Below are 24,213 nucleotides of genomic sequence, written 5' to 3'. Positions count from 1 at the left end.
GATTGACCCGCCCGCCGATCGGCGCAGCATCGCCGCTTCCCGAGCCAGGAGGGGAACCGCGATGCCCGAGCCCATGGACAAGCCCCAGTTCGACGCGCTGATGGCGCGGCACGCCTTGCCGCTGACCGAGGCCGAGCGCGAGGGCATCCGCGCCGTCTCCGGCCATATCCTCGCGATGGCGACGCGCGTGCGCACGCCCCGCGAATGCTTCGCCGAGATGGCGGTGACCTTCGCGCCCAAGGGCCCCGCGGCATGATCCCGACCATCGCCGAGGCGGCGCGCCTGATCGCCGCGAAGAAGGTCTCGCCCGTCGAGTTCGCCACGGACCGCCTCGCCAAGGCCGAGGCGCTGAACCCCGCGATCCACGCCTTCATCCGCTTCACGCCCGAGATCGCGCTGGCGCAGGCGAAGGCCGCCGAGGCGCGGCAGATGGCGGGTACGCTGAAGGGCCCGCTCGACGGCATCCCGATCGGCCATAAGGACATCTACGAGACGGCGGGCGTGCCCACGACCGGCCATTCCCGCGTGCTGATCGACCACGTGCCGCAGGCCGACGCCGCCGCCGTGCGCGCCTGGGGCGGGGCCGGGGCGGTCATGCTCGGCAAGCTCGCGACGCACGAATTCGCCTGGGGCGGGCCCTCCTTCGACCTGCCCTGGCCGCCGGCGCGCAACCCCTGGAACACCGACCACTTCACGGGCGGGTCCTCCTCCGGCACCGGGGCGGCGATCGCCGCCGGCGTCATCCTGGGCGGCACGGGCTCGGACACGGGGGGCTCGATCCGCGGCCCGGCCTCGCTCTGCGGCACGGCGGGCATCAAGCCGACCTACGGGCTCTGCTCGCGCATGGGCGTGCTGCCGCTCTCGCACAGCCTCGACACGGTCGGGCCGCTCGCCTGGACGGTCGAGGATTGCGCCATCCTGCTCGATGCCCTGGCCGGCCACGATCCCGTCGACCCGTCCTCGGCGCCGCGGCCGAAGCCCGACCTGCTGCGCGGACTAGGCGGCGGCGTGAAGGGGCTGCGCATCGGCGTGATCCGCCATTTCCACGAGACCGACTGCCCGGTCAGCCCCGGCATGGCGGCGGGCATCGCGCATGCGGCCGACACGCTGCGCGCCCTCGGCGCCGAAATCACGGACGTGACGCTGCCGCCGCTGGCCGACTTCAACGCGGCCGGCTGGCTCATCCTGGCCGCCGACGCCTTCGCCGTGCACGAACCCTGGCTGCACACGAAGTACCGCGACTACGGCGAGATCCTGCGCGAACGCCTGGCGCTCGCCGCCACCATCTCGGCCGCCGACTACCTCCAGGCGCAGCGCCGGCGGCGGGAGCTCTGCGACGCGGTCGCGAAGGTCATGGAAGGCTGCGACCTGCTGCTGACCGCGGCGCAGCCGGGAGAGGCGCCGCTCATCACCAAGATGGGCAAGTGGACCTCCTTCGAGGTGCCGAACTTCACCATCCCCTTCAACCTGACCGGCCAGCCGGCGCTGACGGTCTGCGCGGGCTTCGGCGCAGGCGGGCTGCCCGTCGGCGTGCAGCTCGTGGGCCGGCCCTTCGAGGATGCGACGGTGCTGTGCGCCGGCCATGCCTATGAGACGGCGACGTCGTGGCGGGCGCGGCGGCCTGCCATGGCGGGGTAGGCCCTCAGCGCAACATCGGCTTCACCAGATACTCCCAGAAGGTGAAGACGACCTCGATGCCGACCAGCGCGACGATCGCGATCTCGAGCCCCATCGCGCGCCGGCCGTGGATCAGCGACAGCACGCCCTCGGTGGTGTCGCCGATCAGCGACAGCTTGCGGTCGAGGGCGGCGCTGCGCTCCTTCAGCTCCCATTCGTCCGCGAGGCGCGCGTGCAGGCGCTCGAGCTCCGGGTGGTCCCAGAGGATCTCGGGCTTCTCCTCGGCCTCGACGCGCGCCGTTGTGCGGCTGCGTGCCGACAGCGCATGGCCGATCTGCCGGTGCAGCGCGCGGGTGGAGGCGACGAGCCGCCCGTCCCGCCTGAGCGCCGCGACCACAGGTTCCAGCCGGTCCAGCGCCTCGGCCAGCAGCGCCTCCTGGTGCGCGAGCGCGGCGCTTTTCGCCAGGGCGTCCGCGACCACCGCGAGCCTGGCGGGCGCCAGGTCACGCAGCCGGACGATGCCCGCCGGGTCGACGCCATCCTGCTCGGCGCCCGACTCGATCCGCGCCGCTTCCTCGACCGGGGTGGGCAGGGGGCCGGTCAGGCGCGGGCGCAGCATCCCGACCACCGCGTCCTGCTGCGCCGTCGTGGCGCCGAAGAACACGACGGCGCCCCATCGGAAGGCGAAGGCCGTGAAGCCCTCCGGCGTCGCGAGCGGCACCGGGTCGGCCAGCGGCGCGCCTTCCCGGGGCAGGCCGCGATGGTCGAGCCTTTCGCCCAGCAGCAGGGCGCGCCCGACGACGCTGGTGCTCACGGGATCTCGCGCTCGGCCCTGAGGTCGGCGAGCGCGGCGCGGAAGGCCGCGACGGTCGCTTCCACCTCGGCCGGGCCATGCACCGCCGAGACCGGCCCGCCCGGCCAGGGCGAGAAATCCACCCCATGCGTGCGCAACGCCAGCAGCAGCTTCGTGATGGTCTGGGAGCCCCGCGGCGCCTTGAGGTCGGCGTAGCCCATCGCCAGGGGATCGAAGCCGCGCGGCGTGACCCGCAGGCCCTTCCAATTGGTGAAGACGTGGATGCCGGTGTGCTGGCCGTAGACGGCCCAGGGCACGCCCATTTCCTCCAGCACGCCGTTCATGCCTTCGCGCAGTTGCGCGGCGGTGGCGTGCGCGCGGGCGATCGCATCCGTGTCGCGCAGGATGCCGAGCGTCGCGATGCCGGCCGCGGCGGAGAGCGGGTTCGCGTTGTAGGTCCCCTGGTGCGGGATCTTCTCGACGCCCCGGGCCGCGGCGCGCTCGGGGTCCAGCAGTTCCAGCAGGTCCGCCCGCCCGACCACGGCGCCGCCCGGCAGGCCGCCGGCCAGGATCTTGGCGAGGGTCGTGAGGTCGGGCCGGATGCCGAGCACCTCCTGCGCGCCGCCCTTCGCCACGCGGAAGCCGGTCACAACCTCGTCGAACACCAGGACGACGCCATGCCGCGCCGTCTCGGCGCGCAGCGCATGGACGAAGGACTCGCGCAGCGGCACCTGGCCGTAGGTGGAGCCGGTCGGCTCCAGGATGGCGGCAGCGATCTCCCCGCCATGCGCCGCCATCAGTCCTGCGAGCCCCGCCTCGTCGTTCGGGTCGAGCAGCAGCACGTTGTCGGAGAGGCCCTCGAGGATGCCCGGCGTCGGCGTGCCGTCGAAATGGTTGGTCACGCCGAAGGCCATGTGGTCGTGCCAGCCGTGGAAATGGCCGCGCAGGCGCAGCAGCTTCGCCCGGCCCGTGGCCGCGCGCGCGACGCGCAGCGCCATCAGCGTCGCCTCGGTGCCGGAATTGGTGAAGCGGATCATCTCCGCGCTCGGCACCATCTCCTTGATCAGTTCCGCCCAGCGGTTCTCGAGCGCGTGGTTGGCGCCGTAATGCGTGCCCTTCGCCAACTGCTCTGCCACCGCCGCCGTCACCGCGGGATGCGCGTGGCCGAGGATGAGCGCGCCGTGGCCGCCCGCGTAGTCGACGTATTCGTGGCCGTCGACGTCCCATTTCCGCGCGCCCGCGGCGTGCGAGACGGCGAGCGGATGAGGACGGACATAGCGCGTGTCATGCGTCACGCCACCCGGGAAATGGGTTCGCGCCTCGGCGTAGGCGGCGGCGCTGCCCGGGGTATGCGCGACGAAGGCGGCGATGATCGGTGAATTGCTCGGCGGGATGGCGTTCATGGCGGCCTCGCGGGGGGGGTCGAGGTCGCAAGCCTGCGCGACCGCCGGCGGCCTGTCCATGGCGCCGGATTGCCGAGATGTGGTGTGAATCCCGCCCGCGAACCGCTATATTCAGCGTGTCGCCGCGGCATCCCAGCCCGGCGGCGGAGGGAGAGCGATGGACGGCCCGTCACCTGTACCGCTGCCGGGCGCGGCTTTCGGGGAGGCGCCGCTCCCGGGCCGCGCCTTCGACCCGGGGATGGGCCTCGCGGTCGCGCGCCGCACCGTGCTGCGCCCCTCGGATGCCGAGGATTTCGGCCGCGTGGCGGACCGCGTCGCGGCCGGCAACATGGCGCTGGCGGGCAGCGCCGCCGACCCGCTGGAAGCCGTGCGGCTGCGCAACGCGATCGCCACCGGCGCGCTGATCACCTCCGGCCGCCATCTCCAGCACGGCGACGCGGCGCAGCCGTCGCGCAACATGGAGGTCTTCACCAACTGCGCGACGGCCGGCGCATCCTTCACCAAGTTCTACCTGCTGCTGAACGGCGCGGGCGTCGGGCGGGCCTATGACGACGCGCTCTGCCCCGTCGACTGGGCGGAGGCGCCCGAGCTGCTTCTGCACCTGTCGCCCGCGCATCCCGACTGGCCTCGCGACCGCGCGGCGCTGCACCGCTTCGGGCTCGAGTTCGGCCTGCTGCGCTGGGGCATGCGCGCGGAGGATTTCGGCGATGTCGAGGAAGCCGACGTCCGCGCCTTCCTGGCGCGCGAGCTGGTGCACGACCTCGCGCGGCTGCCGGCCGATGCCGTCCTGCACCGCGTCGCCGACACGCGGGAAGGCTGGGCGCGCGCGGTCGAGGTGCTGGAAGCCCTCGCCTTCGGCCGCGCGCGCGGCCGTGCGCTGGTGCTCGACCTCTCGGAGGTCCGGCCGCTCGGCGCGCCGATCCGGGGCATGCAGGGGCGCCCGGCCTCGGGCCCGCTGTCGCTGCTGCGCGCCTTCATCACGCTGCGGCGGGATGTGATCGAGGCCGCGCGCGACCGCGACCCGGCCGGCGAGGCGATGCGCCCCTGGGAACAGGCGCTGCGCGCCGACCACATCCTGTCGACCGAGGTGCAGCTGGGCGGCGCGCGCCGGGCCGCGCGCATGGCGACGAAGTCCTGGCGCGACCCCGGGGCGCTCCGCTTCGTCCGCCTCAAGGCGGAAGGAGGGCTCTGGACCGCCAATCATTCGCTGATGGTGGATGCGGAGTTCTGGGCCCGGCTCGGCCGTGATGACGATGAGCGCCTGACCCGCCACGCCCATGCCCTGTTCGAGGCCGCGACCGCCTGCGCCTATGTCAACGGCGAGCCCGGCTTCATCAACGGCGACCGGCTGGAGGATGCGCGCACCGGCTTCGCCCGCGCCAAGCCCGCGACGGCCGAGGCGGGCTCCGCGCAATATCGGATCGGGGAGGGGGCGCCGCTGCTGGCCGAGGTCGCGCGCCGCGCCGCGACGGCCGACTTCCCCGTCACGACCAATCCCTGCGGGGAGGTCGTGCTGCACGTGACCGGCGGCTATTGCGTCATCGCGGATTTCGCGCCGCTGCTCGCCTGCCCGGTGCCGCTGGACGGCCTGGTGCCTGGTGCCGTGCCGACGGACCTCGCGGCCCAATGGGATGCAAGGGTCGAGGATGCGGTGCGCCTCGGCGTCCGCTTCCTGATCCGCGTGAACCGGATGGACGGGCTCTACGCGGCCGAGGTCGCGCGCACCAACCGCATCGGCATCGGGCCGACCGGGCTGCACGAATGGGCCTGGGCGCGCTTCGGCCTCGCCTTCCGCGACCTGCTCGACGAGGCGCGCGCCGCGCCGTTCTGGGACGCGCTGGCGCGGCTCTCGGCCGCCGCGAAGGAGGAGGCGAGCCGCTACGCCGCGGCGCTCGGCATGGCGGCACCCGCGACGGTCACGACCGTCAAGCCCGCCGGCACGACCAGCAAGCTGTTCGGCCTGACCGAGGGCGCGCACCTGCCGGCGCGGCGGCAATACCTCCGCTGGGTGCAGTTCCGGGCGGAGGACCCGCTGGTCGCCGACTATGCCGGGCGCGGCTACCCGGTGCGGCGGCTCGAGACCTTCCCGGGCGTCGCGGTGGTGGGCTTCCCGACGCTGCCGCTGATCCAGCGCCTCGGCATCGGGGAGAAGCTGGTCACGGCGCCGGAGGCGAGCCCGGCCGAGCAGTACCGCTGGCTCGCGCTGCTGGAACGCCACTGGATCGGCGCGGCGCGCGGCAACCAGGTCTCCTACACGCTCAAGATCGCGACCGAGCGCGTCGGGCTGGAGGAATTCCGCGACCTGCTGCGCGCGCACCAGCCGCATCTGCGCTGCTGCGCGGTATTGCCGAGCCGGCCCGACCGCGACCTCGGCTACGAATACCTGCCGGAGGAGGAGGTGCCGCCCGAGCGCTTCGCCGCGATCGTGGCCGGCATCCGCGACCCCGGGGCGGGGGAGGCGGTCGACCTCGCGCGGCTGCAATGCGAGGCGGGGGTCTGCCCGGTCTGAGATTGGATTGCCTTCGCTTCGGAACTTCTGCCAGCGTGGTCCGCTCTGTCCCGAGAACTCAGATATGGAGAGGGCACCAGGCCATGGCCGAGATCGAGACGCGCCTCCGTGAATTGGGCTTGCCGTTGCCTGCGCCGATCCGCCTGCCGCCGGGGGTCCTTATCCGCTTTCCCTGGGTGAATGTTCGAGGTGACCGCGCGTTCGTGTCTGGCCATGTCCCGCTTGCGGCGGATGGCAGTCTGGCTCAACCGCTGGGCCGCGTCGGCCAGGAGGTCACGCCGGAGGAGGCCTATGGAGCAGCCCGCTCGGTGGGTCTCGCGATCCTGGCCAGCCTCAGGACCGAACTTGGCGACCTGGACCGTGTGGTCGCGTGGCTGAGGGTGTTCGGGATGGTGAACACGGCGCCGGCGTTCCGCGCCTATCCGATGGTCATCAACGGGTTCACCGATCTCATCCTCGACCTGTATGGCCCTGAGCGCGGGCGCCATGCGCGATCGGCCGTCGGAATGGCCGGGCTTCCCTTCGATGTGGCGGTGGAGATCGAGGCCGAAGTCCTCATACGGCCGTGACGATGGGCGTCGCAGGTTTCAGCGCCAGCTCTTGAAAGGCTGCACGAGGAGCCGGTCGATCCGCTGTTCGCGGTCTGCGCGGAACCCATCGATGCCGATGACCATGCCGAGCTGCCCCTTCGCCGGCTCGGCGATGTAGGTGCCGAAGATCCGGTCCCAGACCGACAGGCAGAAGCCGAAGTCGCTGTTCGTCTCGCGCTCGATCTCGGAATGGTGGACGCGGTGCATGTCGGGCGTGACCAGAACCCAGCGCAGCGGCCGGTCGACCCAGGCGGGCAGCGCCAGGTTGGCGTGGCTGAACATCGCCGTCGCGTTCAGCAGGACCTCGAAGGCCAGCACCGCCTCGGCCGGCGCGCCGAGCGCCATGACGGCCACCGCCTTGATGCCGAGCGAGAGCAGGATCTCGACCGGATGGAAACGCAGCCCGGAGGAGGCATCGAGCTCCGGGTCCGCGTGATGCACCCGGTGCAGCCGCCAGAGCACCGGCACGGCGTGGAAGACGCGATGCTGCAGATAGATGATCAGGTCGAGCAGCAGCACGGCCATGGGCGCCGCCGCCCAGAACGGCGCGTCGAGCCAGCGGAACAGCCCGAGCCCCTGCGATTCGGCCCAGAGCGCCACGCCGACGGCCCCCGCTGGCGCGACGAGGCGCAGCAGCACGGAGGACAGCGCGACCAGCCCCAGGTTCGACGGCCAGCGCCGCCAGGCGAGGCGCTGCGGCCGCCGCGGGAAGGCGTGTTCGAGCAGCGCCATGGCGAGCAGCACGGCCGCGAAGGCCGAAAGCCGGATGACGGGTTCCTGGGACAGCATCGCCCATTCATGTAGCGCGCCGCCGCCCGGCTTGCAGGGGGCGCGTTCCGGGGCGAGCATACGGGCCGAAGGAGACATACGCCCATGATGCGCATCGCCGCCCTGCTGGCCCTGGCCCCATTGCCCGCCCTCGCGCACCACCCGATGGGCGGCGCGGTGCCGGCCACGCTGTGGGAGGGCTTCGCCTCCGGCATCGGGCATCCGGTGATCGGGCCGGACCATCTCGCCTTCCTGCTTGCGGCCGGGGTGCTGGCGGCGACGCTGCCCGCGCGGCGCGGGCTGCTGGCGATCCTGACCTTCGTGGCCGGCGGCTTCGCGGGCAGCCTGGCGCATGTCGCGGGGATCGGGTTCGGGCCGGTCGAGGCGCTGGTCGCGCTCAGCCTGGTCGCGGCCGGGTTTGCGCTGCTCTGGCGCGGCGTGCCGGCGGCGGTTCTGCCGGCCGCCTTCGCGCTGGCCGGGCTGGTGCACGGCCATGCCTTCGCCGAGGCGATCATCGGCGCCGAGCCGACGCCGCTCGTGGCCTATCTCGGCGCACTCGCGATGATGCAGGCGGGCGTCGCGATCGTCGCGATGCTCGTCGCCGCGCGCGTCGCGGCGGCCGGCCACGGCGCCGGGCTGCGCCGCGCGGCCGGCGTGGCGGGGCTCGCCCTCGGCGTCGTCTTCGCCGGCGCCGCGCTGCTCGGCTGATCCCGGGGTGTCGCGCGCGGTCGGCCGGGTCCCGGCCGGCGGCGCGTGACATTGTCATTCCATGCCGGGGAGATAGCTGCGAGCCTTCTCCTTTGAGGAGCGACCGTTGTCGCCCGCATGGAGGAAACAGGATGAACAGGCTCGTCCCGACTTTGGTCGCCGTGACGGCGCTCGCGGCACTGGGTCCGGTCGGCGTCCGGTCCCAACCGGCGGCGAACCCGGCCGCGATGACGTTCTTCGTAACGAGCGTCGGCAGCGGCAACGGCGCCGACCTCGGCGGCCTCGCGGGGGCGGATGCGCATTGCCAGTCGCTTGCGCAGGCGGCCGGCGCGGGCGGCCGCACCTGGCGCGCCTATCTCAGCACACAGGCGGCCGGGGGGGCGGCAGCAGTCAACGCGCGCGACCGCATCGGCGCCGGGCCCTGGCGCAACGCGCAGGGCGTGGTGGTCGCGCAGAGCGTCGCCGAACTGCATGGGCAGAACAACCTGACGAAGCAGACCGCGCTGACCGAGCGTGGCGCCGTCGTGAACGGGCGCGGCGACCAGCCGAACACGCACGACATCCTGACCGGCTCGCAGGAAGATGGCACCGCATTCACCGGCGCCGAGGATATGACCTGCCGCAACTGGACCTACAGCGGGCCGGACGGCGCGGCCATGCTCGGGCACCATGATCGCATGGGCCTGCCGAACGACCCGCGTGCCTCCTTCTGGAATGCATCCCATGCGTCGCGCGGCGGCTGCTCGCAGGACGCGCTGCGCGGCACGGGCGGCGCCGGCCTGTTCTATTGTTTCGCCATCAACTGATCCGGCGCGCTGGGCCCGGCTTCCGCTGGCCGGGCCCGGCCAGGATCAGGCATCCCGTCCCAGGCGCCGCAGCACCGCATAGCCCGCCAGCACGATCAGCGCGACATGGCCGAAGGCGAGGCCCCAGGCCAGCGCGCCTTCGCCGCCCGCGAGGTCGAGCACCACGCCGCAGAGCAGCGGCCCCGCGAAGCCGCCCGCATACCCCGCCATGGAATGCAGCCCCATGGTGGCGCCGCGCAGCGCCGGGTCCGCCGCCTGCACCGTGCCGGCCGTGAGCGCCGCACTGTCGAGGTAGATCGCCGCGTTCCAGGCCAGCACGAAGCCGAGCGCCAGCAGCGGCGCCGAGCCCGCCGTGAAGCCCGTCACGGCCGCGAGCGCCGCGCCCGAGAGCATCGCGGCGCCGACCACGCGCCCGCGCCCGAAGCGTTCGGACGCCTCGTTGCCCGACAGCGAGACCGCGATGCCGACCAGCCCGGCGATCGTGAACAGCACCGTCGGCCCCGGCAGCCAGGCCGGCGGGGCGGCGGCGGCGAAGCTTGCGGCCAGGAAGGCGACCGCCCAGGCACGCAGCACGGCCATCTCCAGCGTATGGACGCAATAGCCGGCGATCCAGGCCATGGCGCGGCGGTTCGCCAGCACCGGGCGGAAATCGAGCAGCCTGCCGCCGGCAGCGCGGCGCGGCGGCGGCGTGTCGGGCAGGATCAGCAGCGCGATGGCGAAGGCGCCCGCCGCCATGGCGGCGCCGAGCAGGAAGGCGGCCTCGGGGCCGGCCAGCGCCGCCATCGCGCCCGAGACGGCGAAGGACAGCGCCCCGGCCGTGCCCACCCCCGCCGCGTGCCAGGAGACGGCTCGCGACTGCGCCGGCCCGGTCAGCGGATCGGCGATCGCCTTGAGGCCGGGCATATAGGCCCCCGCCCAGCCGATGCCGGCCAGCGCGCGGCAGGCGAGCCCTTCCCAGAAGCCGCCGGCGAAGGCGAAGCCGAGATGCGCGAGCGCAGTCGCCCCGGTGCCGATCAGGTAGATCCGCCGTGCCGGCACGCGGTCCGTCAGCGCCAGCAGCACCGGCACGGCCGGCACGTAGGCGGCGAAGAAGATGCCGATCAGCCAGCCGGCCTCGGTGCCCGAGAGCGACCAGCGCTCCATGTAGCCCGGCAGCAGCGCGGGCAGGGTGAAGGCGCCGATCTGCGTCAGCACCTGCGCCGTGACCATGGCGGCGGTGAAGCGCGGCGTGCCGGGGGTCAGGGCCATGACGGCAGGCTAGGGCCGACGCAGCGCCGCCGGAAGCGGGGTTGATCGCGGCGCCGCACGCCGCGACACTCCGGCCCGCAGGCACGGAGGGAACGCATGCGCGACGTGGCGACGCCGGAGGCGCTGAAGGCGCTGGTCGGCCAGGAACTCGGCGTCGGCGACTGGCTCGAGGTCACGCAGGACATGATCGACCGCTTCGCGGAGGTGACCGGGGACCACCAGTGGATCCATGTCGACGTGGCGCGCGCCCGGGCCGAGATGCCGGGCGGCAAGACCATCGCGCATGGCTACCTGCTGCTGTCGCTGCTGCCGAAGCTCGGCGCCGGCGTCTACCGGCTGGCCTGGCCGTCGCGCACGCTGAACTACGGGTCGGACAAGGTGCGCATCGTGAACCCGGTGCAGGCCGGCGCGCGCGTGCGCCTGCGCCAGGCGCTGGTCGCGGTGGATGACGGCGCAAATGGCACGCACCGCATCACCGTCCGCCAGACCATGGAGATCGAGGGCCAGGAGAAGCCGGCCCTGGTCGCCGACACCATCCGCATGACCTTCCCCTGAGCGAGACGGAGCCACAGCGATGAAGATCACCTGGTTCGGCCATTCCGCCTTCCGGCTGGAATTCGGCGCCTCGGTCGTGATGATCGACCCCTTCCTCACCGGCAACCCGGCCTTCGGGGGGGATGCCGAGGCCGCCTCCGTCGGCGCGACGCATGTGCTGCTGACGCACGGCCATGGCGACCACATCGGCGACACCGTCGCGATCTGCAAGCGGACGGGCGCTAAGCTCGTGACCAACTACGACCTGGCCATGTACCTGGCGCGGCAGGGGCTGACCGCGCTCGACCCGATGAACACGGGCGGCACGACGGACCAGGGCGAGTTCACCGTCTCGCTGACCCATGCGCTGCATTCCTCGGTGGAACTGGACGGCAACGGGGTGTCGCACTGCCTCGGCAACCCGAACGGCATCGTGGTGACGCCGAAGGACAAGGCGGAGCCGGTCGTCTACCACATGGGCGACACCGACCTGTTCTCGGACATGGCGCTGATCGACGAGATGCACCGCCCGGCGGTCGCGATGGTGCCGATCGGCGACCGCTTCACCATGGGCCCGCGCGGCGCGGCGCTCGCGCTGAAGCGCTTCCTGCCGAGCGTGCGGATCGCCATCCCCTGCCACTACGCGACCTTCGGCCTGCTGCTGCCCGATGCCTCGGGCTTCGTGGCCGAGATGGAAGGCGCCAATGCCCGCGTGGTCGTGCCCGCGAAGGGCGAGGCCTTCGCGCCGTGAGCGGGCAGCCGGGGCAGATGCGCCTGCACTGGTCGCCGCGCTCGCCCTTCGTGCGGAAGGTGATGATCGCGGCGCATGAGCTCGGTCTCGCGGACCGGATCGGGACGGTGCGCACGCGCGTCTCCATGACCGAGCCGAACGACGAGATCCTGGCCGACAACCCGATCGGCAAGATCCCGACACTGGTGCTCGCGGACGGCACGGTGCTCTACGATTCCGGCGTGATCTGTGAATACCTCGACGCGCTGGCCGGCGGGACGCTGTTCCCGCGGGAAGGGCCGGCGCGCTGGACGGCGCTGCGGCGCCACGCGCTCGGCACCGGGTTCCTCGACATGCTGATCCTCTGGCGCTACGAGCGCGCCCGCGCCGCGCCCCACCCGGGCGTGCTGGAAGGCTTCGAGGGCAAGGCCGCGGCCACGCTCGCCGCGCTCGAGACGGAAGCGCCGGCGCTCGGGCACGACGGCTTCACGATCGGGCATGTCGCGCTGGGCTGCGCGCTCGGCTACCTCGACTTCCGCTTCGCCGAACTCGGCTGGCGGGACGGGCGCCCGGCGTTGGCGGCCTGGGCGGAGGGCTTCGCCGCGCGGCCTTCGGTGCGCGCGGTGCCGGTGATGGACGACTGAGCATGGAAGGCCTCGGCCCCCTCACGGCGTTCCATGTCGGGCTGGCCGGCGGCGTCGCCACCGTGACCATCGACCGCCCGCCGGTGAACGCGCAGAACAGCATCTTCCGCGAGGAGATCACGCGCATCTTCGACGCGCTGCACGAGATGGCGGAGGTGCGCGCGATCGTGCTGACCGGGGCGGGGAAGACCTTCTCGGCCGGGGCCGACCTGCGCGACCGGCCGGATGCCGGGACGGTGGGCGCCTTCCCGCGTCACAGCCGCGCCGTGCGCGCCGGCTTCGACTGCGTGATGGAATGCGCCAAGCCGGTGATCGCGGCGGTGAACGGACCGGCGATCGGCGCGGGCTGCGTGCTCGCGCTGGTCTGCGACATCGTGCTCGTGGCCGAGGACGCCTTCATGTCCATGACCGAGGTGGAGGTCGGCCTGGCCGGCGGCGTGCAGCACGTGCTGCGCCATTTCGGCCAGTCGGATGCGCGGATGTTCCTGTTCACCGCGCGCCGGCTGCAGGGGCCCGAATTGCTGCGCATGAACGTCGCCTCCGGCTGCTTCCCGAAGGCGGAGCTGCTGCCCGCGGCGCAGGCGATGGCAGCGGAGATCGCGGGCAAGGCGCCGCTGGCGGTGGCGGCGATGAAGCGGGCCTTCACGCTGTGCGAATACATGCCGCTGCACGAGGGCTACCGGTTCGAGCAGACGCAGACCGCGGCGCTCGCACGCACCGAGGACACGCAGGAGGCGCTGGCCGCCTTCGCGCAGAAGCGCAAGCCCGTCTTCCGCGGGCGGTGAGCGGCGCCGGGGCGTGCCCGGCGCCGCCCGTCGCATCAGCCGCGCGCGAGGCCGGCCGCGCGCATCGCCGCGCCGAGGTTGGCGTCGGTGCGTTCCATGTGCGCGGCGAAGCCGGCGGCGTCGCCCCAGGTCATGCCGAAGCCGCGCGCGTTCATGAAGGTCTTGAACTCGTCGCTGTTCCAGACCTTCTGCAGCGCGGCCGTCAGCGCCTGCGCGATGGCGGGCGGCGTGTTCAGCGGTGCGGCCATGCCGCGCCAGGCGCCGACGCTGTAGTTGATGCCGAGCGCTTCATTGAGCGTCGGCACGTTCGGGAATTGCGGATTGCGCTGCGGGGCCATGACGGCGAGTGAGCGCGCGCGCCCGGCCTCGATGATCGCCCGCGCCTCGGGCACCGAGCAGGTGACGAGGTCGACGCCGCCGGCGGCGAGGTCCTGCATGGCGGGCGCGGCACCGTTCGACGGCACCCAGCGCACATGGTCCGCGCGCAGCCCCATCGCGCCGAGCCACCCGGCCAGCGCCAGGTGCCAGATGCCACCCTGGCCGGTGCCGGACGCCTTGAACTGGCCGGGGCGGCTCGCCTTGATCGCGTCCGCCAGCGCCTTGACGTCCTGGTAGGGGGAGGAGGCGTTGACCTGCACGCCCGGAGGGTCCTCGTTCAGCAGTGCCAGCGGGGTGTAGGAGGTACGCTTGAGCTCGGTCAGGCCCTGCCAGTGCATCATGCAGATCTCGACCGTGATCATGCCGATCGTGTAGCCGTCGGGCGCGCCCTGGGCGATCGCGCTGTGGCCGACGACGCCCGAGCCGCCGGTGCGGTTCACGACGTTGAAGGGCTGGCCCATCTCCTTCTCGAGCAGGGTCGCGACGATGCGCGCGGTCGCGTCCGTGCCGCCGCCCGCGCCCCAGGGCACGATGACCTGGACGGGGCGGGCCGGGTAGCGCGCCTGGCCGAGCGCGGGGCGGGCAAGCGGCGCGAAGCCGGCGAGGGCGCCGGCGGCAAGCGCGCCGCGGCGGGTGAACTGGGTCATTCTCGTTTCCTCCTTGGGCAGTGGGGGGCGACGCTATCGCGCCGGTTCGGCGCGCCGCAAGCGGCGCAACATCCAGACCAGCACGGGCCAGGCGAGCGCCGCGATGGTCAGGGCGGCGAGGCCGGCGGAGACCGGTCGTTCGAAGAAGGGCAGCAGGGCGCCGTCCGACTTGATCAGGGACGTGACGAAGGTCTGCTCGACCATCGTGCCCATGACGATGCCGAGCACGAGGGCCGCCACGGGGTAGCCGTTGCGCTCCATCACGTAGCCGATCACGCCGAACACCGCGACCAGGACCACGGCGAAGGGGTTGTTGCCGATGGCGAAGGCGCCGACGGCGCAAAGCAGCAGGATCAGGGGCATCGCCGCCGCCCGCGGCGCGCGCAGCACGTGCCGCGAAAGCCGGATCATGACGATGCCGAGCGGGATCATCAGGATGTTGGCGATGATGAAGACGATGTAGAGCGCGTACATGCTGCTCGCCTTCTCGGTGAACAGCGTCGGGCCCGGGTTCAGCCCCTTCATGTAGAGCACGCCGATGGCGATGGCCGTGATCGTGTCGCCCGGGATGCCGAACAGCGTCGCCGGCACCCAGCCGCCGGCGAGCGCCGAGTTGTTGGCGGCACCCGATTCCACCAGTCCCTCGGGGTGGCCGGTGCCGAATTTCTCCGGTTCCTTGGAGAACCGCTTGGAATTCGCGTAGGCGATCCAGGCGGCCATGTCGGCGCCGGCGCCAGGTAGGGCGCCGATCAGCACGCCCACGATGTTGCCCCGCCACATCTGCTTGTTGTAGCGGCGCGTCAGCGCCCATTGCCCGGCGAGGATCGAGCCGAGCGGCCGGTGCGGAATGGGCGGCGGCGGCGCGCTCGTCATGGCGCGCATGATCTCGGACACCGCGAACACGCCGACCAGCGCGGGCAGGGGTTCAATGCCGCCCAGCAGGTCCGTCATGCCGAAGGTGAAGCGCGGCACGCCGCCGGGGTTCTCGATGCCGATGCAGGTCACGAGCAGGCCGAGCAGCGCCGCGGCGATCGCCTTGATGGGCGATGAGCGGGCGACCAGCGTCGCGCACATCAGGCCGAGGAAGGACAACCAGAAATACTCGTAGGTGGAGAAGGACAGCGCGACCTCGGCCAGCGCCGGCGCCATGATCATGAGCGCGACGGTGCCGACGATGCCGCCGATGGCGCTGAACCAGAGCGCGGCGCCGAGCGCCACCTCGGCCTGGCCCTTGCGGGTCATGGCGTAGGCTTCGTCGGTATAGGCGGCCGAGGCCGGCGTGCCCGGGATGCGCATCAGCGCGCCCGGGATGTCGCCCGAGAAGATCGCCATGGCCGAGGATGTGATGATCGTGGCGATCGCCGCGATCGGGGAGAGGTAGAAGGTGACCGGCACCAGCAGCGCCGTCGCCATGGTGGCGGTCAGGCCCGGTAGCGCACCGATCACCATGCCGTAGACGGCCGAGGCGAGGATGGCGATCGCGACCTCGGTGGTCGCGACCATCTGGAAGGCTTCGAGGACGGCGTTCATCGGGTCACCACGGCGCTGGCAGGACGCCGTCGGGCAACGGCACGCGGAGCAGCTTCGCGAAGGCGAGATGGACGGCGAGCGGCGCCAGCAGCGCGACGCCGGCGGCCAGGCGCCAGGACGCGCCGAGCGCGCGCGCCGTCGCCAGCAGCATCAGCGCCGCCGTCGGCAGGAAGCCGAGGCGTTCGGAGACCAGCACGTAGAAGATGAGCAGCGCCGGCGGCAGGAAGGCGGCCCAGCCGCCGATGCGCGCCGCGAGACCGGGCGGGGGCGCATCGTCCGCCGCTTCCGGTGCCTCGAAGCTGCGGCCGATGCCGAGCGCGATCAGCGCGCCGCAGAGCACGAGGCCGCCACCGATCACCATCGGGAAGGCGGCAGGGCCGACATCCTGCCCCGGCACCGCCGGCAGCAGCGAGCCGCCCCAGAAGGCCAGCGCCCCGAGCACGACCAGGAACAACCCGGTCACGCGGTCCGACAGGTGCATCTTCTTGTCGTCTCCCCACCCATGCGCGGTCTTCGCCGCGTCCTCACGCTAGACGAACGCGCGGCGGTTTCCAGACCCTTTGCACCGGTAAGCGGCGTCCGGGGGTTGCCGCCGACCGCCGCGGGTGTCTAGGCTGCCATAGCAGAGAGCGCCGCGAGAGCGCCGGGCATTGAGGAAACGGCAGGATGAAACTTGGCGCGGCCATCGCCGAGATCATGAAGCGCGAGGGCATCGAGATCCTCACGGGCTACCCGGTCAACCACCTGATCGAGTTCGCCGCGGAGGTCGACATCCGCCCGATCATGGTACGCCAGGAGCGCATCGGCCTGCACATGGCCGACGCAATCAGCCGCGTCACCTCGGGCCGCACCATCGGCGCCTTTTGCATGCAGCACGGGCCGGGCTCCGAGAACGCCTATGGCGGCGTGGCGCAATGCTATGGGGAGAGCATCCCCGTGCTCGTGCTGCCGATGGGCTATCCGCGCCGGCTGGCCCACATCGACCCGAACTTCAATTCATCCGTGCAGATGCGCGGCATCACGAAATCCGCCGAGCCGATCATGTCGGCGGCCGAGGTGCCCAACATCCTGCGCCGCGCCTTCTCGAAGCTGCGCAACGGGCGCGGCGGGCCCGTGCTGGTCGAGATCCCGACCGACATGTGGAACGAGGAGGTGCCGGAGCCGCTGGCCTATACGCCGATCATCGCCACGCGCTACGGCCCGGACCCGTCCGATGTGGCGCGCGCCGCAGATGCGCTGGCGGCGGCGAAGCGGCCGGTGATCTATGCCGGCACCGGTGTGCACTGGGCGCGCGCCTGGCCGCAGCTGAAGGCGCTGGCCGAGTTGCTGGCGGCGCCGGTGACGACCAGCCTCGGCGGAAAGTCGTCCTTCCCCGAGGACCACGCGCTGGCGCTCGGCTCGGGCGGGCTCGCCATCCCGAAGCCGGTGCGGCATTTCCTGGACAATGCCGATCTCATCCTCGGCATCGGGTGTTCCTTCACCGAGACCAATTTCGGCGTGAAGATGCCGGCGGGGAAGAAGATCATCCACGCCACGCTCGACCCCGATCACCTGAACAAGGATGTCGCCTGCGCGATCGGGCTGGTGGGCGATGCGGGCCTGACGCTCGATGCGCTGCTGGCGGAACTCGCCGGCCGCGTGACGGCGCCGCGCGATGCCGGCCCCGTCGCCACCGAGATTGCGCAGCACCGCGCCGAATGGCTCGCCGCCTGGGCCGCGAAGACCGACAGCGATGCCGAGCCGCTCAACCCCTATCGCGTGCTGCGCGACCTGTGGCGGACGGTCGATGTCGACAACACCATCATCACGCATGATGCGGGGAGCCCGCGCGACCAGCTCTCCCCGTTCTGGGTGGCGCGCACGCCGCTGTCCTATCTCGGATGGGGCAAGACGACGCAGCTCGGCTACGGGCTGGGTCTTGCGATGGGTGCCAAGCTCGCGGCGCCGGACAAGCTCTGCATCAATGTGTGGGGCGATGCGGCGATCGGCTTCACCGGCATGGATTTCGAGACGGCGGTGCGCGAGCGCATCCCGATCCTGTCCATCCTGCTGAACAACTTCTCGATGGCGATCGAGTTGAAGGTGATGCCGATCAGCACAGAAAAATATCGTTCGACCGACATCTCGGGCGACTATGCTGCGATGGCGCGGGCCTTCGGCGGCTACGGCGAGAGGGTGACCAAAGTCGCCGACATCGTCCCGGCCATCCTGCGCGGCATCGAGCAGACGAAGAACGGGACCCCGGCGCTGCTGGAGTTCATCACGTCCAAGGAAACCGCCGTCTCCCGCCTCTAGCGGCGGGAGATCATGAGCAGGCGGGGTGCGCACCCGCGCACCGGGAAGGGGAGGCTGAATGGCCACGGTCGACATCCGCGACGTGCGGAAGAATTTCGGCAGCACCAAGATCCTGCACGGGGTCTCGGTCGCGATCGAGGACGGGCAGTTCGTCGTGTTGGTCGGCCCGTCGGGCTGCGGCAAGTCCACGCTGCTGCGCATGCTCGCGGGGCTCGAGAACATCACCGGCGGCGAGATCGCGATCGGCGGGCGGGTGGTCAACAACGTCCCGCCGAAGGACCGGGACATCGCCATGGTGTTCCAGAACTATGCGCTCTATCCGCACATGACCGTGTTCCAGAACATGGCGTTTTCCATGAAGCTCGCCGGTGCGCCGAAGGAGCACATGGAGCGCGAGGTGCAGAAGGCGGCGAAGATCCTCGGCCTCAACGAATTGCTGCACCGCTTCCCGCGGCAGTTGTCGGGCGGGCAGCGCCAGCGTGTCGCCATGGGGCGCGCCATCGTGCGCAACCCGCAGGTCTTCCTGTTCGACGAACCGCTGTCGAACCTCGACGCCAAGCTGCGCGTGCAGATGCGTTCCGAGATCAAGGAGCTTCACCAGCGCCTGAAGGTCACCACGGTGTACGTCACGCACGACCAGATCGAGGCCATGACCATGGCCGACCTGATCGTGGTGATGAACCACGGCCGCATCGAACAGGCCGGTGCGCCGCTGGAACTGTATGACCGTCCGGCCAACCTGTTCGTGGCGGGCTTCATCGGTTCGCCCGCGATGAACATGCTGGATGGGCGGATCGAGGGCGGCGCCTTCCGCACCGACGACGGCACCGCCTGGCCGCTGCCGGCCAATGGCCATCCGCCGGGCGGCGACGTGGTCTATGGCATCCGCCCCGAGCATTTTCGGCTCGACCCCGAGGGCGGGTTGCCTGGTACGGTTCAGATCGTGGAGCCGACGGGCTCCGAGACGCAGGTCGTCCTGCGGATCGGGCAGGCGCAGTTCCACGGTGCCTTCCGCGAACGCATCTCGGCGCGCCCGGGTGATGTCCTGCCCGTGTCGCCGGACCCGGCGCTGGTCCATCTGTTCGACCGGCAGACCGGGCAACGGATCTGACGCAACAGTAACAAGGGAGGAAGCAGGAATGACCGAACTCACACGTCGCGCGGCCCTCGGGCTTGGCGGTTCCGCGATCGCGCTCTCGGCGCTCAAGGGTGGCGACGCCTGGGCCCAGGCGGCGCGGCCGATCCAGACCGTCGCGGCCACCATGCCCAACCTGCCGATCGAGAGCGGTGCGACGCTGCGCCTGATCCGGCCCACGCGCTTCGTCGAGCCCGACGAGGTGATCTTCCGCGAGAACATCGCGAAGTTCACCCAGGCGACCGGCGTGCAGGTGCGCGCCGACTTCGTGGGCTGGGAGGACATCCGTTCCCAGACCGCCGTCACCGCGAATACCGGTGCGGGCCCCGACATGGTGATCGGCTGGGGCGACGACCCGCATGTCTATGCCGACAAGGTGGTCGAGCTGTCGGACATCGCCGAATACCTCGGCACCAAGTATGGCGGCTGGATGTTCCTGGCCGACAAGTTCGGCAAGCGGGCGCGCACGAACAACTGGATCGGCATTCCGATGGGAGGATCGACCGGGCCCATCGTCTACCGCATCTCGGCGGTCCGCGAGGCCGGCTTCACTGAGATCCCGCAGGACCATGCCGGCTTCCTGCGTCTGATGCAGGCGCTCAAGCGCATCAACAAGCCGGGCGGCTTCGCGCTTGGCAATGCGGTGGGCGACGGCAACGGCACGGCGAACTGGCTGACCTGGTCGCACGGCGCCTACATGGTCGACGAGGACGGCAAGGTCGCGATCAACAGCCGCGAGACGATCGCCTCCCTCAACTACCTGAAGGAGCTGTATCCGACCTTCGTGGACGGTACGCTGTCGTGGCTCGACCCGTCCAACAACCGCGCCTATGCGTCGCAGCAGACCTGGCTGACGCCGAACGGCGTGTCGATGTACTTCGCGCTCAAGAACGATCCGGCGACGCGCGCCATCGCCGAGGACACCGACCATGCGCCACTGCCGCGCGGCGTCGCGACCGGCACGCCGCAATCGGCCACCATCCTGAATGCGATGGTGTTCAAGCACACCCGCTTCCCGAATGCGGCGAAGCGGCTGATCGCCTACATGATGGAAGGCGAGCAGTACGACCGCTGGCTGACCGGCTGCCTCGGCTACTGGTCGCACCCGCTGCGCGCCTACAGCAACAGCGCAGTGTGGGAGAGCGACCCGAAGCTCGCCGTCTATCGCAACGGCATGGATCACCCCTTCTGGTCCGGCTACAAGGGGCCGATCACGCAGGCCTCCGGCACCGTCGCGTCGGAATACATCATGATCCAGATGTATGCGTCCGTCGCGTCCGGCCAGGCGACGCCGGAAGCCGCCGCGCGCGAGGCCGAGCGCCGCATCCGCCGTTACTACCGCTGAACCCGCCGCGCGCCGCCGGTCACCCGGCGGCGCGCCGAGCGCCGGAGGGCACCATGTCCGTCACCGCGATCGAAACCGAGACCTGGACGCGGCCGAAGCAGCAGAAGAACCTGCTGGTGCGGCTGTTCGACTGGAAGCCCTTCCTGATCTTCATCTGCCTGCTGCCCGCGATCGGGCTGCTGATGGTGTTCCTGACCTATCCGCTGGGCCTGGGCATTTGGCTCGCCTTCACCGACACCACGATTGGGCGCAGCGGCAAGTGGATCGGGATCGAGAATTTCGAATGGCTGATGGAGGACCCGATCTTCTGGAGCGCGGTGTTCTACAGCGTGTTCTATACCGCGGTCGCCACCGTGCTGAAGTTCGGCCTGGGGCTGTGGCTGGCGCTGCTGCTCAACAACCACCTGCCGTGGAAGTCGATGCTGCGCGCCATCATCCTGCTGCCGTGGATCGTGCCCACGGTGCTGTCCGCCATCGCTTTCTGGTTCATCTACGACCCGCAATTCTCGATCATCTCCTACATGCTGGTCGAGGTGCTGGGCTGGCGCGAGACCAACATCAACTTTCTGGGCGAGGCCTGGCCGGCGCGCTGGTCGCTGATCGCGGCCAATGTCTGGCGCGGCATTCCCTTCGTCGCGATCTCGCTGCTGGCGGGGCTGCAGACCATCTCGCCATCGCTGTACGAAGCCGCGCTGCTGGATGGCGCGTCGCCCTGGCAGCGTTTCCGCTTCATCACCTTTCCGATGCTGTTGCCGATCCTGGCGATCGTGATGACCTTCAGCATCATCTTCACCTTCACCGACTTCCAGCTGGTCTATGCGATCACGCGCGGCGGGCCGGTGAACGCGACGCAGATCATGGCGACGCTGGCCTTCCAGAAAGGCATCCCGGGCGGGCAGCTCGGCGAGGGTGCGGCGATCGCCGTCTCGATGATCCCCTTCCTGGTCTTCGCCACCCTGTTCAGCTACTTCGCCCTCGCGCGGCGCAAGTGGCAGCAGGGCGAGGCGAACGACTGAGCGGCCGGAGAGCAGCCCCATGAGCGACGCCGTCGCCGAGACCAAGCCGCCCGCATCCACCACCGATGCGCCAGAACTGCTGTCCTGGGACAGCAAGGCGCGGCGCGTAGTGGTACTTTATGTGCCGCTGCTGTGCTTCGTCATCATCCTGCTGTTCCCGTTCTATTGGATGACGATGACGGCATTCAAGCCGAACGCGGAACTGTACAACCTCAGGGACCACAACCCGTTCTGGATCAGCAGCCCGACGCTCGACCACATCTATCACCTGCTGTTCAACACGGCCTATCCGAAGTGGCTGTGGACGACGATGATGGTGGCGGTCGCGTCCACCTTCCTGTCGCTGCTGGCCTCGACCCTCGCAGCCTATGCGATCCAACGGCTGCGCTTCAGGGGCAGCCAGTATGTCGGCCTGGGCATCTACCTGGCCTACCTGGTGCCGCCGTCGATCCTGTTCATCCCGCTGGCCACCATCGTGTTCCAGCTCGGGCTGTTCGACACGCCCTTCGCGTTGATCCTGGTCTATCCGACCTTCCTCATTCCCTTCTGCACCTGGCTGCTGATCGGCTACTTCAAGTCGATCCCCTACGAGCTCGAGGAATGCGCGCTGATCGACGGCGCGACGCGCCTGCAGATCCTGCGCCAGATCACGCTGCCGCTGGCGGTGCCGGGCCTCATCAGCGCGGGCATCTTCTCCTTCACGCTGTCCTGGAACGAATTCATCTACGCGCTGGCGTTCATCCAGAGCAGCGAGAACAAGACCGTCGCCGTCGCGATCCTGACCGAGCTCGTCACCGGCGACGTCTACCAGTGGGGCGCGCTGATGGCGGGCGCGCTGCTCGGCTCGCTGCCGGTCGCGATCTTCTATTCCTTCTTCGTCGACTACTACGTCTCCTCCCTCACCGGCGCGGTGAAGGAATGAGGCTCCCGCAACAGGAGAACCACCCTTGGCGAAGTACACGATCCTGACGCCGGCCGGCGCATCCTTCACCACTGCCGGCGGCGGTTACGAGTACGAGATGGAGGCGCTCGCGGGCATGGACGCCGAGATCGTCGAATGCCCGGCGACCGAGGCGGGCTTCATCGCCGCCGCGCCGTCCGCGGACGCGGTCTATGGCAAGGGCATGAAGTTCTCGGCCGCGATGATCAACGCGCTGACGAAGTGCCGCCACATCGCGCTCGGCACCGTGGGCGTCGACTATGTGGACGTCGCCGCCGCCACCGCGAAGGGCATCCCGGTCACCAACTGCCCCGACACCTTCATCGAGGAAGTCGCCGACCACGCGATGATGCTGCTGCTGGCCGCGCACCGCCGCTGCATCGAACAGGACCGCATGGTGCGGGAGGGCCGCTGGGCCGAAGGCCGCCCGCAACTGCTTACCATCCCGCGCCTGATGGGGCAGACGCTGGGCTTCATCGGCTTCGGCCGCGTGGCGCGCGCCACCGCCCGGCGCGCCAGGGCCTTCGGCCTGCACATGAAGGCGTATGATCCGTATGTCGAGGAACTGACGCTCTCCGCACTCGGCGTCGAGCCGGCGTCGCTGTCCGAGGTGCTGTCCACCTCCGACTTCGTCTCCATGCACCTGCCCGACACGCCCGAGACGCGCGGCTTCCTCAAGGAACACCACTTCCGCCAGATGAAGAAGACCGCGATCTTCGTCACCACCGGCCGCGGCCCCACGGTGAACGAGGCCGCGCTCATCAAGGCGCTCGAGGAGAAGTGGATCGCCGGCGCCGGCCTCGACGTGTTCGAGGTCGAGCCGACGCGGCAGGACAACCCGCTGCACCGGATGCCGCACATCATCCTGTCGCCGCACAACGCCTCGGCGTCGTCGCGCTTCGACCCGGCGCGCAAGCGGCGCGTTGGCCAGGAACTGGCGCTGACCCTGCAAGGGAAGTGGCCGATGTCCTGCGTGAACCCGACCGTGCTGGCCACGTCCACCCTGCGGCGCTGGCAGCCCTATGCGATGGACCGCGGGCCGAACTCTTGAGCTGAATGAAGGCGGGGGGAGAAGAGAACTTCTCCCCCCGGACCCCGCCTCAAGCCTTTTTTGGCACTTGGCCCCGGCCTTCCAGGTTCGTCGCCAGGTGCCAAGGAAGGGATGGCTTGGGGTCCCCGCGGCGTTGCGCAGCAACGTCGCGGGGTCCCGGATCGGGGGAGGTTCTCCTCCCCCGACCTTCCCGCTAAACCCCACCCGCACCCGAACCGGAGAATCCCCCACGTGGCGGACGTGATCATCGACATCGGCGGCGAGATCTTCGAAGCCTTCTACGAGACCAAGGACGCGCCCAGGACCGTCGCGCGCTTCCGGGACTTCATCCCCTACAGCAACCGCATCATCCACGTGCGCTGGTCCGGTGAGGCCTGCTGGATCCCGATGGGGGACTACGACCTCGGCCTCACCTTCGAGAACGCCACCTCCCACCCGGCGCCCGGTCACGTCATCGTCTACCCGGGCGGCGTCAGCGAGACCGAGATCCTGATCGCCTACGGCCCGACCGCCTTCGCTTCCAAGGCCGGGCCGCTGGCCGGCAACCACGTGCTGACCATCCGCGAGGGGCTCGACCGCCTGGCGGTCATCGGCCGCTCGGTGCTCTGGGATGGCGCCAAGCCGATCACCTTCCGCCCGGCCTGATCCGCCGCGCGCATACGCGGCGCCGGAAAACCTGCGCCCCCGAAGGGCCGAGGCCGCGCATGCGGCCCGCCGGCAATCCGGCGAAGCCAAGGAAAC

The 24,213-nt window shown here is 70.8% G+C and carries 24 protein-coding genes; 17 read left to right on the top strand and 7 right to left on the bottom strand.

The window, feature by feature from the left end:
* Nucleotides 1–61 precede the first annotated feature (61 nt).
* Both E8M80_RS00200 and E8M80_RS00195 read left to right on the top strand, forming a co-directional pair.
* A complete protein-coding gene (locus E8M80_RS00200) occupies nt 62–256 on the top strand; it encodes a hypothetical protein (RefSeq protein WP_137123640.1) in 195 nt (64 codons plus the stop codon).
* Nucleotides 253–1,638 carry an amidase gene (locus tag E8M80_RS00195; RefSeq protein WP_170979121.1) on the top strand — a complete coding sequence of 462 codons (1,386 nt, stop codon included), beginning with the start codon at nt 253–255 and terminating at the stop codon, nt 1,636–1,638. The genes E8M80_RS00200 and E8M80_RS00195 overlap by 4 nt, the downstream gene beginning before the upstream one ends.
* Before the next feature lie 4 nt (nt 1,639–1,642).
* On the opposite strand, the gene E8M80_RS00190 is transcribed toward E8M80_RS00195, so the two are convergent.
* Both E8M80_RS00190 and E8M80_RS00185 read right to left on the bottom strand, forming a co-directional pair.
* Entirely contained in the window at nt 1,643–2,431 is a 789-nt protein-coding gene (locus E8M80_RS00190; RefSeq protein ID WP_170979120.1) for an RMD1 family protein, read from the bottom strand.
* Entirely contained in the window at nt 2,428–3,873 is a 1,446-nt protein-coding gene (locus E8M80_RS00185; protein WP_240789829.1) for an aspartate aminotransferase family protein, read from the bottom strand. The genes E8M80_RS00190 and E8M80_RS00185 overlap by 4 nt, the downstream gene beginning before the upstream one ends.
* Before the next feature lie 97 nt (nt 3,874–3,970).
* Here E8M80_RS00185 and E8M80_RS00180 point away from each other — a divergent pair, with 97 nt between their 5' ends.
* Together E8M80_RS00180 and E8M80_RS00175 are read left to right on the top strand one after the other, a co-directional pair.
* On the top strand, nt 3,971–6,322 hold the full coding sequence (locus tag E8M80_RS00180) for a recombinase (RefSeq protein ID WP_137123637.1): 2,352 nt from the start codon (nt 3,971–3,973) through the stop codon (nt 6,320–6,322).
* 83 nt (nt 6,323–6,405) lie between these two features.
* Nucleotides 6,406–6,891, top strand: coding sequence for a RidA family protein (locus tag E8M80_RS00175; RefSeq protein WP_137123636.1), 486 nt, complete (start codon nt 6,406–6,408; stop codon nt 6,889–6,891).
* 18 nt (nt 6,892–6,909) lie between these two features.
* Here E8M80_RS00175 and E8M80_RS00170 read toward each other — a convergent pair whose 3' ends face one another.
* Nucleotides 6,910–7,701: a sterol desaturase family protein gene (locus tag E8M80_RS00170; RefSeq protein ID WP_137123635.1), complete on the bottom strand. Its 792-nt coding sequence runs from the start codon at nt 7,699–7,701 to the stop codon at nt 6,910–6,912.
* 84 nt (nt 7,702–7,785) lie between these two features.
* Between E8M80_RS00170 and E8M80_RS00165 the strand changes: the two genes are divergently transcribed.
* Both E8M80_RS00165 and E8M80_RS00160 read left to right on the top strand, forming a co-directional pair.
* A complete protein-coding gene (locus E8M80_RS00165; RefSeq protein WP_137123634.1) occupies nt 7,786–8,388 on the top strand; it encodes a HupE/UreJ family protein in 603 nt (200 codons plus the stop codon).
* A 131-nt stretch (nt 8,389–8,519) separates the two neighbouring features.
* Complete coding sequence (locus E8M80_RS00160; RefSeq protein ID WP_137123633.1) at nt 8,520–9,194, top strand: hypothetical protein; 675 nt, start codon at nt 8,520–8,522, stop codon at nt 9,192–9,194.
* Between the two features lie 45 nt (nt 9,195–9,239).
* Here E8M80_RS00160 and E8M80_RS00155 read toward each other — a convergent pair whose 3' ends face one another.
* Nucleotides 9,240–10,442 (bottom strand): MFS transporter, encoded by a 1,203-nt coding sequence (locus E8M80_RS00155; protein ID WP_137123632.1) that lies wholly within the window; start codon nt 10,440–10,442, stop codon nt 9,240–9,242.
* Nucleotides 10,443–10,538: 96 nt separating this feature from the next.
* Here E8M80_RS00155 and E8M80_RS00150 point away from each other — a divergent pair, with 96 nt between their 5' ends.
* From E8M80_RS00150 to E8M80_RS00135, 4 genes are read left to right on the top strand one after another with little or no spacing between them, the layout of a single operon-like run.
* Entirely contained in the window at nt 10,539–10,997 is a 459-nt protein-coding gene (locus E8M80_RS00150) for a MaoC family dehydratase (RefSeq protein ID WP_137123631.1), read from the top strand.
* A 19-nt stretch (nt 10,998–11,016) separates the two neighbouring features.
* Nucleotides 11,017–11,727: a metal-dependent hydrolase gene (locus tag E8M80_RS00145; protein ID WP_137123630.1), complete on the top strand. Its 711-nt coding sequence runs from the start codon at nt 11,017–11,019 to the stop codon at nt 11,725–11,727.
* Entirely contained in the window at nt 11,724–12,350 is a 627-nt protein-coding gene (locus tag E8M80_RS00140; RefSeq protein ID WP_240789828.1) for a glutathione S-transferase family protein, read from the top strand. The genes E8M80_RS00145 and E8M80_RS00140 overlap by 4 nt, the downstream gene beginning before the upstream one ends.
* A gap of 2 nt (nt 12,351–12,352) precedes the next feature.
* Nucleotides 12,353–13,135 (top strand): enoyl-CoA hydratase/isomerase family protein, encoded by a 783-nt coding sequence (locus E8M80_RS00135; protein WP_137123629.1) that lies wholly within the window; start codon nt 12,353–12,355, stop codon nt 13,133–13,135.
* Between the two features lie 35 nt (nt 13,136–13,170).
* Here the strand turns inward: E8M80_RS00135 and E8M80_RS00130 are convergent, their stop codons facing one another.
* Genes E8M80_RS00130 through E8M80_RS00120 form a run of 3 tightly spaced genes read right to left on the bottom strand, consistent with a single transcriptional unit; the run spans nt 13,171 to nt 16,171 of the window.
* Nucleotides 13,171–14,160, bottom strand: coding sequence for a tripartite tricarboxylate transporter substrate binding protein (locus E8M80_RS00130; RefSeq protein WP_137123628.1), 990 nt, complete (start codon nt 14,158–14,160; stop codon nt 13,171–13,173).
* A 33-nt stretch (nt 14,161–14,193) separates the two neighbouring features.
* A complete protein-coding gene (locus E8M80_RS00125; protein ID WP_137123627.1) occupies nt 14,194–15,690 on the bottom strand; it encodes a tripartite tricarboxylate transporter permease in 1,497 nt (498 codons plus the stop codon).
* Between the two features lie 4 nt (nt 15,691–15,694).
* On the bottom strand, nt 15,695–16,171 hold the full coding sequence (locus E8M80_RS00120) for a tripartite tricarboxylate transporter TctB family protein (RefSeq protein ID WP_137123626.1): 477 nt from the start codon (nt 16,169–16,171) through the stop codon (nt 15,695–15,697).
* 185 nt (nt 16,172–16,356) lie between these two features.
* Between E8M80_RS00120 and E8M80_RS00115 the strand changes: the two genes are divergently transcribed.
* The 7 genes from E8M80_RS00115 (at nt 16,357) to E8M80_RS00085 (ending at nt 24,117) form a co-directional block, all read left to right on the top strand.
* On the top strand, nt 16,357–17,985 hold the full coding sequence (locus E8M80_RS00115; RefSeq protein ID WP_137123625.1) for a thiamine pyrophosphate-requiring protein: 1,629 nt from the start codon (nt 16,357–16,359) through the stop codon (nt 17,983–17,985).
* A gap of 58 nt (nt 17,986–18,043) precedes the next feature.
* A complete protein-coding gene (locus E8M80_RS00110) occupies nt 18,044–19,096 on the top strand; it encodes an ABC transporter ATP-binding protein (protein WP_137123624.1) in 1,053 nt (350 codons plus the stop codon).
* A gap of 28 nt (nt 19,097–19,124) precedes the next feature.
* On the top strand, nt 19,125–20,465 hold the full coding sequence (locus E8M80_RS00105) for an ABC transporter substrate-binding protein (protein ID WP_137123623.1): 1,341 nt from the start codon (nt 19,125–19,127) through the stop codon (nt 20,463–20,465).
* A 53-nt stretch (nt 20,466–20,518) separates the two neighbouring features.
* Nucleotides 20,519–21,481: a carbohydrate ABC transporter permease gene (locus tag E8M80_RS00100; RefSeq protein WP_137123622.1), complete on the top strand. Its 963-nt coding sequence runs from the start codon at nt 20,519–20,521 to the stop codon at nt 21,479–21,481.
* Nucleotides 21,482–21,500: 19 nt separating this feature from the next.
* Nucleotides 21,501–22,403 (top strand): carbohydrate ABC transporter permease, encoded by a 903-nt coding sequence (locus tag E8M80_RS00095; protein WP_137123621.1) that lies wholly within the window; start codon nt 21,501–21,503, stop codon nt 22,401–22,403.
* A 25-nt stretch (nt 22,404–22,428) separates the two neighbouring features.
* Nucleotides 22,429–23,472, top strand: a complete 1,044-nt coding sequence (locus E8M80_RS00090; RefSeq protein ID WP_137123620.1) for a C-terminal binding protein — start codon at nt 22,429–22,431, stop codon at nt 23,470–23,472.
* Between the two features lie 231 nt (nt 23,473–23,703).
* The gene (locus E8M80_RS00085) at nt 23,704–24,117 is read left to right on the top strand and encodes a DUF3830 family protein (protein WP_137123619.1); all 414 of its coding nucleotides are present in this window, start codon (nt 23,704–23,706) and stop codon (nt 24,115–24,117) included.
* The last annotated feature ends 96 nt before the right edge of the window (nt 24,118–24,213 follow it).

Origin of the sequence: Roseomonas sp. HF4, from assembly GCF_005222755.1 — a bacterium.
GTDB lineage: Bacteria > Pseudomonadota > Alphaproteobacteria > Acetobacterales > Acetobacteraceae > Neoroseomonas.
The sequence above is the reverse complement of the archived record's forward strand: the minus strand, read 5'-3'. Positions and strand labels throughout refer to the sequence as shown.